We start from the raw sequence: 11,262 nt of genomic DNA, 5'->3' as shown, positions 1-11,262 counted from the left end.
TGATGCTGGCCATCCACATGAGTCCGTAATAACGGGTGGTGGGTATGAGTCAATGGATAATGAGTTGTTCACGTGGGTAAATACCATGATTGGTAATGTGAAGAACTCTCTCAAGGGCAGTTATCACAGCATCAATCCAAAACACCTTCCACGCTATCTTGCCGAGTTCTGCTATCGCTTTAATCGGCGCTTTGATATTGGGGCAATGGTAGAGCGCTTGGGCTGTATGGCTGCACGTACGTGCCCAATGCCAGAAAGGCTTCTCAAGCTGGCTGAGGCTCAGTGGTAATCAGGTAGATTTATAGATACACTTATTACCCATTCAAATGAACCTGAGAAGTCAATCAAAGAAAGACATCGCGAAGAGATAGTTCAAATGTACCTGGCTCAGTTAGAGCAGGATACAAGTGATGAGTTCAATGCTGCCTTAAGCTCATTGAATGGTGGTCATGAAGGTTTTCGAGAGTCTCAAAATGACAGCTATCAGGAAGATGTCGTACTTCCAGAGGAAGAGAACGAACAGTCTAATATAAATCGCCTGAGAAGTTTAGGAATTAATATTCACCAGGGAGGAGAGGGGGTAGATGAACTTTTTGAAGCTATTGCCATGGGGAGGCAAGAAAATATATCGAGAAGTGAGCCTGATGTTCTAGACAGTTATGATGAAGGAACTTGTGTTGTTCGTGATCCTAAGATCAGGCATTTTGTAGAAGTTTTGAAAGAAAGAATGCCGTGGGAGCCCTATAATCCGAGTTCGGTTGAGGCTGTCATTCGTCATTTGGAGCGTGAATACCCGAATAAGACTAATATTACAGCTGACGAATTTATTGCAGAGTATAGAAAGGTTTACGATTAATTAATCTGGTAATATCCGAAAACGCTATTTTGTCAAACTAAGTTACATTTATCAATTAAATTGATTATCGATATTGATACATGAGAATAGCTGGACGTCTATATTGAACACTGGTTATCAATAATGCCGTGGTTATGATTTATGTACCGAAACGTTTTAAAAAAATGGCTTCTGACCTTTCTGCTTCTGATTATTGGGACTGAGGTTATCAACGCAAAAAGTTTGCCGGAAAGCCCCGGCCAGGACAGGCCGATCAGTATCACCGAGCTGGAGTGGAGTGGGGAGACTTACCAGAAGCACTCAGCCATGCAGCAGGAAATGGCAGAATGGCTGGTCAATCATCTTTCCCCGGAACGGGCTGACAATATCCTGGATGTGGGTTGTGGAACCGGAATCCTTCTGAAGGCTTTTGCTCATAAATACCCGAAAGCCCTGAGTTACTCAGGTATAGATCCTAACAAGTCAATGTTGAAGCAGGCCGCTTTTGAAATGAACAGCCGGGATGGCAGATTGCATTTCTATCAAACCACCGGTCAGTCCTTCAAAATCAACCGGCAGTTTGATCTTGTGGTCTCTTCCCTGACGCTTCACTGGATCCCGAGGCAAGATCAGCTGAAAACGCTGAAGAACATCTGGGATCATATGACCCCAGGTGGCACACTGGCAGTACTGACCGCTGCGGATAAAACACAGCTTCCTTTTGGCATGGCCATCAAGGATGCCATGGGGCAGCCGCCTTATAAAGAAATTCTGAAACACTATTCTCCAGAAAGTTACTATTTTAGCCTGGATGACTACCGTCAGTGGCTGACGAAAGCGGGCTTTGAGATTCTTCGTCTGGAACAACTGGACCAGGTCACCTGGTATCCATCAAAGAAAGCCCTAGGGGATTTTGTCCGGTCTTTTTTAAGGCAGGGTAAGTATCTTAAACAAGTCAGGCCCGATCTCTATGAAGGGTTTATGACGTTGATGATGGATCGTTTTGTCTATCATATCGATCAAATGAAAACTCATCAGGGTAAAGGCAAGCAGGCTGATGCAAGCTTACCCTTTCATAACCCGAATATCGCGATTCTTGCAAGAAAGCCCTTGGTGAGCAAGTAACGGGGTTAACGTTCAGTGACAGAGCTGAACCGGGATTATATAAAGCCGGTTCAGGCTGCCAGGGAGGCAGGCCACTCTGGAGAGGTCTGAAGCCATTCACAAAATGGCAGCAAAAAGAAGCTGCCCGGTAATCCCGATTATTTCTGCATGAAAACATTATCCCTTTTTCTAAGCGAACGGGCAGATGGCAGGCTACCTGCGGGCTCTGCTGCCATAACTGCGCGATGTATGGCTTTTTCTACTACATCTGCGGCGACAACGCCCAATGTATTCACATCGCTCATGGCGACTTCTCCTGTCGCTGCAGTAAATAAGGTGTCTCCGTCGTACATCGTATGCACCGGCTTAATGGCCCGGGCATAACCATCATGTCCCATCTGGGCTATTTTCAGGGCCTGGGCTTTTGTCAAGGTGGCATTGGTCACGATCACTCCTATGGTTGTATTACTTCCCACAAACCCCTGAGCTTTGCCTGAGTCCTGAAGGTATTGCATACCGGAAATAAAACGTTTCCCGTCTTCAGATCGTGTTCCTGCCAGTACCTGACCGTGTTGTGTGACATCACCCCAGGCATTGACAGCAATAACCGCTCCTACTGTTACACCGTCGGACAAGGTAACGCTGTAGACACCCAGTCCACTTTTGGTTGCCCGTTCCATTCCCGCTATTTTCCCAACAGTGGCACCGGTACCCGCCCCCACATTGCCTTCTACCAGTTTGGTACGTGATGCATTGGAACAGGCGGCTTTGCCCATAGGCGAATCAGGACGGCTTTGGGCACTGCCCAGTGACAAGTCGAAAAGCACGGCTCCGGTAACAATAGGCACTGTTGCCGGTCCCGTATCAAAGCCAATTTCTTCTTTTTCCAGGCAATGCATGACACCACTCATGCTGTCCAGGCCAAAGGCTGAGCCACCGGATAGAACAATGGCATGTACTTTGTCCACCAGATTTTCAGGCCTGAGCAAATCCGTCTCGCGGGTACCCGGCGCAGCACCCCGAACATCTACAGCCGCTGTTGCTCCCTGGTCAAAGCGTAATACTGTAACGCCGGTTAGCCCGTCAGGGTCGTTTGTCTGACCGATAGCCATCCCCTGAATGGCAAATATGTCAGAGGGGGTATACGCTTTTTCTGAAGAATGATCAGCCATAATAATCAACGAATACCCCAGTAAAACGCCGGAAAGCCCCGTGAATAACAGCTTTTTACCCAATACCTGGGCACATTTACAATGTGTCTGATACACATTACTACCCGTTCACTACCGGCAAATAAAAGAGGCATTAGGGCGCTGTTTAATGCGAAGGGATATCACCAACAACCCCGAAGCTTCTGGAAGAGGGATAAAGTGTAGCAGGGCAATGGATCGACAAAGATCCGTTTTTTACCATGCCGAAATTTGGGGCCAGCAAAACCGGAATAGATGTCTTCTATGCATACGGAATAAACGGGGGGGTTGCCAGATTACACACCGGCGTTATATTGGCCTGCCAGCAAGAGTGCATCGCTTTTTTCTGATGCTTATGCTGACCGGTTTAGAGGCTTTACGCCGGTGTATCATAAAATAAGATGAGCTTTACGAGCCTTTCTTCAGCATTAACTGTTCATAGTCATGGGTCAGCTCATTCATCTTTTTCAGGATCGACTCCGTTGTCACTGAAACCATGGTTGGGACGTAATGGCCTTTATCGCCAATCTGGAAGCCAGCATGGGTGAAATCCCATTGGCTTTGAACTTTTCGAAGTTTCCGGTTGATGTCGCTGGTATTGAGACTGGATTGCCGGAGTTCATTCAGGGCTGAGTCAAATTCCTCAACGGCTTTGTTGAGGTCACTGTCGACCTGGTCATTTTTGATGCCCCAGGCCCGGGTCATGTACAGTTTGGCAATTCGTTGACTGAGCATACGTTGGCGGCCGGAAATATTGACCAGCCTTCCCCCATGCTGGTTCACATGGGCTTCAATTTGCTGAACTACTTTATCGCTGGCTATCAGCAGCTGGTCACTGGTTTTGAGAATATCCAGTGCGTTATCCCGGCTTGGAGGGGTTAAAGCCTGAAGCCGGTAGTTTTTCCAGATTCCAGCAACCTCTTCCAGACTCTTTTTGATGGCATCGTTGGGGGCATACTCCTGAAGCTCCAGAAATTCCTGTTCAAACAGAGCCATACTGGTATCCAGTTCTTTTGCAGCCTGTTCCGGGTTAATCTCAGAGCCCATCATGATGTAGTTTTTAGCAATCCTCTGGCTCAACATGCGCTGACGCCCGGATTTATTGATGGCTTCAGCATCATTGATCACCGCTTGGGCGGGAAAAGAACCCAGAATGAACCCAAGCAGGCTGAACAGGGTAAGCCAGTGTCTGGTGTTAGCGGTAAACATATTTATCCCAATTTTGTTTGTGCAGTTTGTTACAATGGTCACCGGATGGCCAATTGGAGTGACTGTACCAGTCAGGGTTGTTCACGAGGCCGGTGACCGACCTTTGTCGGTCTGCTGTCGCATAATACATCAAAGTTGATCTCTTTTTCGTCAAAAATTACACCCATGGTTCGCCTGGCAAAATACATCGCAGAGGCTGGAGTCTGTTCCCGCAGGCAAGCTTGCCGGTTGATTGAACTCGGCCAGATTCAGTTAAATGGAAAGGCTGGCAGGCATATTGACCGGGTCGGTGAGTCCGATGAAGTTCTGGTCAATGGCCAGCGGGTTCAAAGGCCTCCCGAGAAAGCCTGCTTTATTTATCACAAGCCCGTGGGGATCGATTGTGTCTGTGATCCCGGTGATCCGGACAGCATTCTTCATTACTTACCCCGGGGGGAGGGTGTGCCCAGGCTCTTTCCTGCAGGCCGTCTGGATAAAAACTCCCGTGGGCTGATGTTGCTCACCAGTTACGGTGATCTCTGTCATCGAATTCTGCACCCGGACTTTTACCATGAGAAGGAGTATCGGGTGCAGGTCAATCATCCGGTTTCTGAGGGTTTCATCCAGGCCATGTCAGCCGGGGTGAGTTATGGCTCACAGGTTACCAAGCCCTGCAGTGTCTTTCGTGAGAGTGATCACACCTTTACCATTATTCTGACCCAGGGCCTGAAACGCCAGATCCGCCGAATGTGCCGTGCTCTGGGATACCGGGTGACCGACCTCAACCGGGTTCGACTGATGAATCTTACGTTGGAGGGGCTTGAAGAGGGAGAGAGCCGGAGGTTAACGGCCTGTGAAATGGATCAGCTGTTCAGGCTGGCTGGCCATTAATAAAAAATCATGACCCTGGTCACGGTATCGCTCAAAGGGTTGGGCGATATCCTCCGGAGCCTGGTCAGAGGAACAGACCGTAAATCCGGACTTTTGGTAGAAACCTTTCAGGTGTGAGTAGGGGTAGCACCAGCAGGGCGCAGGAGAGAGAAGGCGACGGGTTTCAGTTAAAAGCCGTGAACCCAGGCCAAGTCTTCGTATTCTGAGATCAACCCACACGCTTCGCAGCAGATAACCCCGGGATTTCGGACAGGCTCTGAGTGCTGCAATTATTTTTCCCTGTTGGCCAGAGTTACCGGTCTTTTCCAGCATCTGTTGTTTCAGAACAAAGACCCGTTCACCCCCGCGGGCTTTTCCTTTATGGCCATTGTCCCTGAAGAACCGGTTGACCACTGGAAAAGCCAGGGAGGGAAGTTCTGCAAAGCCGTAATCCTCGGGCATCCTCTCAGACATTATCGGCCTTGTTTTCAGCGGCTTTCTGGGCCGCATTCAGTATGCCCCTGAGCATGTTCAGTTCTTTCGACTCGGGTCTTGCCCGATTGAAAAAACGACGGAGCCGCGGCATTACCAGTCCGGGGTGTTGGCGGACGATAAAACCAATGTCGTCCAGGGTGGTTTCCAGGTGCTGGTAGAATTGTTCCAGCTCCCGGTTCAGAGGGTAGGGCTGTTCCGATACTTCAGTGGCAGAATGGGGCTGGAGCTGCTCTGAGGCCTTGAAGATTTCGTAGCAGAGTATCTGTATGGCCGAAGCCACATTCAGCACCGGGTAATCCGGGTTGGCGCTGATGCTGGTATGAAAATGGCATTTCTCCAGCTCACTGTTGGTCAGCCCCATGGTTTCCTGGCCGAACACCAGGGCAACAGGGGACTGCCTTGCGCTTTGCAGTAATTGGGAGGCGCATTGTTCAGCACTGAGCATGGGCCTGGAGAAAACGGCATTGCGGACTCTGGCGCTGGTACCAATGACCAGAGAGCAATCAGCGATGGCTTCGTCAAGGCTGTCTACGACCCTGGCAGAGGCCAGCACGTCCTGGGCGCCAGCGGCCATAGATTCTGCTTCCGGTGCGGGAAAGCGCTGTGGCGTCACCAGGCACAGATCACTGAGCCCCATGGTTTTCATGGCCCTGGCGGCGGACCCGATATTGCCCGGGTGAAAGGTATTGATCAGGATAATGCGGATATTCTGGAGCATAGTGCATGGCTGTTTCGATTGACCGGACATTATACCCATCGCCTTTGAAGTTGCTACTTTGTTGGCTGCGTTCACTCACCCCAGTCACTTAGTCAATCTAAGCTCCTGGGGCTTCGCGACCTTGCCGCCGCGTAGCAACTTCAAATCCATTGGGTATATAAGCCTCTGTGGGGCAAAGGCCAGCCTGGATACTCGCCCATAGGTAGTCAGCACCCTGTAAAAATACGCTTGCCCGAAAGCGATTGGATAGAGCCCGGTACCTCACTTATGTACAATGCCTGACCAAATCCGCGATGAGCGGGAAATGCCCCCACTGTATACAGTCACTGCTCTGGAGTAGCACGGCAGAATGAGTCAAACCAAGGAAAAACAGGCCTATCGCTGGTTGTTGCGACAGGTAAAACCCGCGCGATACTGGCTGGTAGCCTCAATGGGGCTGGGCTTGCTCAGTGGCATTTTATTGCTGGGGCAGGCCGCTTTACTGGCGGAGATTATTCACCAACTGGTCATGGAGGGAGAACCGGTTGAAGCGCTGACAGGACGGTTTTCCAGTGCATTACTATTGATACTGCTGCGTGGGGTGTGCGCCTGGGGAAGAGAATTCTGTGGCTTTCGGGCCGGGGTATGTGTGCGGGTGGCCGTTCGCCGGATGATACTGGATAAACTCAGGCGTCTGGGACCTCTGGTGATTGCGGAAAAACCGGCGGGGAGCTGGTCGGCCATTGTGGTGGAACAGGTGGAGGAACTGCAGGAGTTTGTGGCCCGCTATCTTCCCCAGATGGTCCTGGCGGTTATGGTTCCTCTGATCATGCTGCTGGTGGTGTTTCCCCAGAGCTGGGTGGTGGGGATTATTTTTCTGGGAACCGCACCGCTGATTCCCCTGTTCATGATCTTTGTGGGCATGAAGGCGGCAGAGGCCAACCGCAGGAATTTCCGGGCGCTGTCGAGGCTGGGTGGTTTCTTTCTTGACCGGCTTCAGGGGCTGGAGACTCTGCGGCTGTTTCAGCGCACTGACCACGCCCAGGAGCAATTGTCCCAGGCCAGCGAAGATTTTCGGGTGAAAACCATGCAGGTGCTTCGCCTGGCTTTTCTGTCCTCCACTGTGCTTGAGTTTTTTGCTTCAGTATCCATCGCCCTGGTGGCGGTTTTCCTGGGCATGAGCTTTCTGGGGCATATTACCTTTGGCGGTGAGGTCAGCCTGTATACCGGGTTATTTTTATTGCTTCTGGCCCCTGAGTTTTATCAGCCCCTGAGGGAGCTGGGCACCTATTATCATGCCAAAGCCAAGGCTGTGGGGGCTACTGAGGAAATCCTGGCACTGCTCTCCCGGGAAGAGCCCCGGGAGCATCATGGCCTGAAGCCTATGACTTCCAATTCACCAATGACTCTGAAGGTAGAGGGCCTGACGGTGACTGCTGCGTCATCCCATTCTTCGGTATCAGAACTGCCGGTTTCCCGGCCCGGGGCTGTACTGTTAAACCAGGTGTCGTTTGTCATTGAAGCTGGCAGCAGGGTTGGAATCATTGGCAGCAGTGGTGCCGGTAAAACGACGCTGGTCAATACTCTTATGGGCTTCTGGCAATTCCAGGGTGACATTCGAATGGGGGGGCAGTCCCTGACCGAGACTCAACTGAATGACTGGCGTCGTCAGATTGCCTGGTTGGGACAACACCCCCTGATTATCCATGGCTCCGTTTATGACAATATTGCCTTTGGCCGTGATGTATCCCGGGAGCAATGTTTGAACGCACTGGAGAGAGCTCAGGGGCAGGATATTCTTGAGAAACTGCCGGATGGGCTCGACAGCCCGCTGCTGGAGCAGGGGGGCAACCTGTCGGTGGGGCAGGCTCAGCGGATTGCCCTGGCCAGAGCTCTGGCTGTGCCGGTAAAAATGCTGATTCTTGATGAACCCACCGCCAGCCTTGATCCTGCCAGCGAAACCCTGGTACTGGATGCTTTGGAGGCCATTGACAGGGATTGCACTGTGATCACCATTACTCACCGTTTGAATCAACTGGCGACGATGGACCGGGTTCTGATGCTGGAACAGGGGCAACTGGTAGCCAATGGGTCGCCGGATCAACTGGCCCGGAGCTCAAGCCACTATCAGTCTTTTATTCAGAGTCAGAGCCGCAGCGTTGAGGATGCTGCTCTTGATGATCGTGGCGATGGCTGTGAAAGTACAGGACAGGGAGAAGAGCAATGAGTGATCTGTGGCCATTTATCAAGCTGTATCGTCGCCACCTTGGGCTGCTTTCCCTGGGGATTCTACTGGCGATTGTCACGTTGCTGGCCAGTCTCAGCCTGTTGTCCCTGTCCGGCTGGTTTATTACCTCCACGGCCATTGCCGGCCTGACTCTGGCCACCGCCCAGACCTTTAATTTCTTCACCCCGGGGGCGGGGGTCCGGGGTTTCTCCATAGCCCGAACGGCGGCCCGTTACGGTGAGCGCCTGGTCAGCCATGATGCCACCTTCCGGTTGCTGTCCTGGCTGCGAGTCTGGTTTTTCAGCAAGTTGATCCCGGTGTCCCAGGAACAACTTGGGCAATACCGTAAGGCTGAACTGCTGGATCGCCTGGTGGCGGATATCGATGCCCTGGATCAGTTGTATCTCAGAATGATCAGCCCGCTGTTATCGGCGCTGGTGGTTACAGGTCTGCTGACACTGTTTCTGTGGTTTTTCAGCACAACATTGGCGATGGTGGTTTTTCTGGTGATGGTGGGCTGGATTCTATTAATGCCATTGCTGTTTTACCGCCTTGGCCGAAACACCGGTGAATCAATGGGCGTCCGTCAGGCCCGGTTAAGACAGGTGGTTCTGGATTACCTGCAGGGCATGGCTGAGCAGCAGATTTATGGCTGCGACCGGTCCACCCGGGAGACCATTGGGGAAGCTGAAAGGCTGTTGAACACCGATCAGGGCAAAATGGCCGCACTGGAAGGTCTGGGGTCCGCCTTTTTCGTAGCAGGTTCGGGACTGGCGGCACTGCTGGTGCTCTACCTCGGCAGTGGTGAGCTGGCATCCGGTCAGATCAGTGGCCCGGTGATGGTGATGATGGTGTTTGCCATGCTGGCCGGTTTTGAGGCGTTGATGCCATTGCCCGGTGCATTCCAGTTTCTGAGTCATACCCGGCATGCGGCAGCGCGGTTGAAGGAAGTGGTTCACCGCCCGGTAGTCCCCTTCCCGGAAAATAACGGTTGCCAGCCAGAGGACGGTGAAGTGGTCTTTCACCAGGTTTCCAGCGGTTATGGCGCCGGTGAGAATAAGCTCGCTACCGAAACAACCATAGTCATCGACCAACTGTCGTTAACCATCCCATCGGGACATCATGTGGCGATCGTGGGTAAGACGGGCTGTGGTAAGTCGACACTGATCAAGCTGTTAAGCCGTGGGCTGGATGCGTATCAGGGGAAAGTTCTTATTGGTGGTCAGCGGGTAGAGAGCCTGACGGAGTCCACGCTTTATAACACCCTGACTTTTGTGCCCCAGAAAACCCATGTATTCAGTGCCACGCTCCGGGATAACCTTAAACTGGCGGCTCCCGGTGCCGGTGAGGAACAATTGCTTGAAGTGGTTCGTTTGACCGGGCTGGATACTCTGGCCGCCGTCCAGCAGGGGGAATCAGTTGAAAACAGTCTGGATCTCTGGATTGGTCAGGGGGGCGTTCCCCTGTCGGGCGGGGAACAGCGACGGCTGGCCATTGCCCGGGCATTATTGAAACCGGCTCCGGTGCTGGTGATGGATGAACCGGGAGAAGGCCTGGATGTGATCAGTGAGAATGCCCTTCTGGAGAAAGTGTTGAACCGTTTCCGTAGCCGGACGGTCATCATGATCACTCACAAGATCGCCATGCTTGAGCGAATGGACCGGGTATACCGGATGGTGGATGGGCGATTGATGAATATTGTTGACAGAGTGAGGTGACTTAACACATCTGTCAGGATTGAAGGATCAATCCTGACAGGGGTCAATCCAGGTCAGGTTCGATCAAGACCGGGTTACCTTCAGTGTGGGGATGATGCCATAATGGTGCTAGCGGTTTTACAAGTGGCTTTTTAATAAAGTATAAAACTGCTTGATCTTGCTTTTCTGCATTTTCTTTTGTTAGATAGGCTAAGTCTACTTTGGGATAATTGCTTTTACAGGTTTTACATCCATCAAGAACCCTACTCATCTTCATAAGCGCTGTCATTAGATTGTCCTTTGGAATAGTCTGCTTTTTTTTATACTGTTTTTTCAATGTTTCTGCGCAGGAAGAGCACAATTCAGGAGGGGCGCTGAAATGCCAATGCAGCTCGGATCGTATATTGATGGCCAGATCTGAATCAATGATTTGGTAGTATTTCATCAAGAGTGCTTTTAAGGTGTGTAATATTTCAGAATCGTCCTGAAAGTAGTATCTGACCCAGTTATTTACTGATCTTACTGCCTGGTCTGGAGCATCCAGTATTTGAAGCTCACTGCCGGGGTAGGGAGCTGGGACTGTGGCCGTTCTGACTGCGGTTTTAAGGGAATCAATCGCGGCTTCGATACGTTCTTCACTCAGCAGTTGGATGGCCTGGGCTATAGCTGACTGGGTGTTCATGGTTTGTGTCTCTGTGAGGCTATAACCAGAAGGCAAGTATCTAAAGGCAAGATAGTGAAAAGGGGCGCTCTGGCGCTGTTCAAATTAAATGTTGCTAACATGGTCTATACTCCCTGAGCATGAGAATTGTCGTGTAAAGTGGAGTTCCAGCCATGAAACCTCAGCAATTCCAAGACATCCTGAAGTCCATACCCATGATGTCCCCAGAGCAGATCGGTGTCCTCCATAAAACTCTGCCGCCCTCACCCATTGCCGGTGATGCACAAGGTATTTCCGG

11 protein-coding genes are annotated in these 11,262 nt (G+C 51.3%); 6 read left to right on the top strand and 5 right to left on the bottom strand.

Translation table 11 applies throughout. The annotated features are described in order from the left end of the window. The 3 genes from ACNRUY_RS24185 to ACNRUY_RS24175 form a co-directional block, all read left to right on the top strand. The coding region (locus ACNRUY_RS24185) for a transposase (protein WP_488114237.1) at positions 1 to 289 on the top strand (289 nt) is incomplete at its 5' end. 87 nt (positions 290 to 376) lie between these two features. Next, positions 377 to 856 carry a hypothetical protein gene (locus ACNRUY_RS24180; protein ID WP_488114236.1) on the top strand — a complete coding sequence of 160 codons (480 nt, stop codon included), beginning with the start codon at positions 377 to 379 and terminating at the stop codon, positions 854 to 856. 141 nt (positions 857 to 997) lie between these two features. Further along, positions 998 to 1,960 (top strand): methyltransferase domain-containing protein, encoded by a 963-nt coding sequence (locus tag ACNRUY_RS24175; RefSeq protein WP_488114235.1) that lies wholly within the window; start codon positions 998 to 1,000, stop codon positions 1,958 to 1,960. A 137-nt stretch (positions 1,961 to 2,097) separates the two neighbouring features. Here the strand turns inward: ACNRUY_RS24175 and ACNRUY_RS24170 are convergent, their stop codons facing one another. Together ACNRUY_RS24170 and ACNRUY_RS24165 are read right to left on the bottom strand one after the other, a co-directional pair. Beyond that, positions 2,098 to 3,207: a P1 family peptidase gene (locus tag ACNRUY_RS24170; RefSeq protein ID WP_488114234.1), complete on the bottom strand. Its 1,110-nt coding sequence runs from the start codon at positions 3,205 to 3,207 to the stop codon at positions 2,098 to 2,100. 330 nt (positions 3,208 to 3,537) lie between these two features. Continuing rightward, positions 3,538 to 4,338, bottom strand: a complete 801-nt coding sequence (locus tag ACNRUY_RS24165) for a type IV pili methyl-accepting chemotaxis transducer N-terminal domain-containing protein (RefSeq protein WP_488114233.1) — start codon at positions 4,336 to 4,338, stop codon at positions 3,538 to 3,540. Positions 4,339 to 4,503: 165 nt separating this feature from the next. Between ACNRUY_RS24165 and ACNRUY_RS24160 the strand changes: the two genes are divergently transcribed. Continuing rightward, on the top strand, positions 4,504 to 5,208 hold the full coding sequence (locus tag ACNRUY_RS24160) for a pseudouridine synthase (protein ID WP_488114232.1): 705 nt from the start codon (positions 4,504 to 4,506) through the stop codon (positions 5,206 to 5,208). Here the strand turns inward: ACNRUY_RS24160 and ACNRUY_RS24155 are convergent. Both ACNRUY_RS24155 and trmJ read right to left on the bottom strand, forming a co-directional pair. Next, complete coding sequence (locus ACNRUY_RS24155; RefSeq protein ID WP_488114231.1) at positions 5,161 to 5,661, bottom strand: GNAT family N-acetyltransferase; 501 nt, start codon at positions 5,659 to 5,661, stop codon at positions 5,161 to 5,163. The two genes, ACNRUY_RS24160 and ACNRUY_RS24155, sit on opposite strands and share 48 nt — an antisense overlap. After that, positions 5,654 to 6,430 carry a tRNA (cytosine(32)/uridine(32)-2'-O)-methyltransferase TrmJ gene (gene trmJ, locus ACNRUY_RS24150; protein ID WP_488114230.1) on the bottom strand — a complete coding sequence of 259 codons (777 nt, stop codon included), beginning with the start codon at positions 6,428 to 6,430 and terminating at the stop codon, positions 5,654 to 5,656. Before trmJ ends, ACNRUY_RS24155 begins: the two co-directional genes overlap by 8 nt. A gap of 319 nt (positions 6,431 to 6,749) precedes the next feature. Between trmJ and cydD the strand changes: the two genes are divergently transcribed. Then, positions 6,750 to 8,606, top strand: a complete 1,857-nt coding sequence (gene cydD, locus ACNRUY_RS24145; RefSeq protein WP_488114229.1) for a heme ABC transporter permease/ATP-binding protein CydD — start codon at positions 6,750 to 6,752, stop codon at positions 8,604 to 8,606. Next, complete coding sequence (cydC, locus tag ACNRUY_RS24140) at positions 8,603 to 10,324, top strand: heme ABC transporter ATP-binding protein/permease CydC (RefSeq protein ID WP_488114228.1); 1,722 nt, start codon at positions 8,603 to 8,605, stop codon at positions 10,322 to 10,324. Before cydD ends, cydC begins: the two co-directional genes overlap by 4 nt. Positions 10,325 to 10,367: 43 nt before the next feature. Here cydC and ACNRUY_RS24135 read toward each other — a convergent pair whose 3' ends face one another. Continuing rightward, positions 10,368 to 10,985, bottom strand: coding sequence for a hypothetical protein (locus ACNRUY_RS24135; RefSeq protein ID WP_488114227.1), 618 nt, complete (start codon positions 10,983 to 10,985; stop codon positions 10,368 to 10,370). Positions 10,986 to 11,262 lie beyond the last annotated feature (277 nt).

Source organism: Endozoicomonas sp. Z74 (assembly GCF_057680865.1).
The sequence above is the reverse complement of the archived record's forward strand: the minus strand, read 5'-3'. Positions and strand labels throughout refer to the sequence as shown.

Excerpts from the sequence above, each read along its gene's own strand:
- ACNRUY_RS24160 (WP_488114232.1), top strand. The coding sequence starts at position 4,504 with ATGGTTCGCCTGGCAAAATACATCGCAGAGGCTGGAGTCTGTTCCCGC.
- cydC (WP_488114228.1), top strand. The coding sequence starts at position 8,603 with ATGAGTGATCTGTGGCCATTTATCAAGCTGTATCGTCGCCACCTTGGG.
- trmJ (WP_488114230.1), bottom strand. The coding sequence starts at position 6,430 with ATGTCCGGTCAATCGAAACAGCCATGCACTATGCTCCAGAATATCCGC.
- ACNRUY_RS24135 (WP_488114227.1), bottom strand. The coding sequence starts at position 10,985 with ATGAACACCCAGTCAGCTATAGCCCAGGCCATCCAACTGCTGAGTGAA.
- cydD (WP_488114229.1), top strand. The coding sequence starts at position 6,750 with ATGAGTCAAACCAAGGAAAAACAGGCCTATCGCTGGTTGTTGCGACAG.
- ACNRUY_RS24155 (WP_488114231.1), bottom strand. The coding sequence starts at position 5,661 with ATGTCTGAGAGGATGCCCGAGGATTACGGCTTTGCAGAACTTCCCTCC.
- ACNRUY_RS24175 (WP_488114235.1), top strand. The coding sequence starts at position 998 with ATGTACCGAAACGTTTTAAAAAAATGGCTTCTGACCTTTCTGCTTCTG.
- ACNRUY_RS24180 (WP_488114236.1), top strand. The coding sequence starts at position 377 with ATGTACCTGGCTCAGTTAGAGCAGGATACAAGTGATGAGTTCAATGCT.
- ACNRUY_RS24165 (WP_488114233.1), bottom strand. The coding sequence starts at position 4,338 with ATGTTTACCGCTAACACCAGACACTGGCTTACCCTGTTCAGCCTGCTT.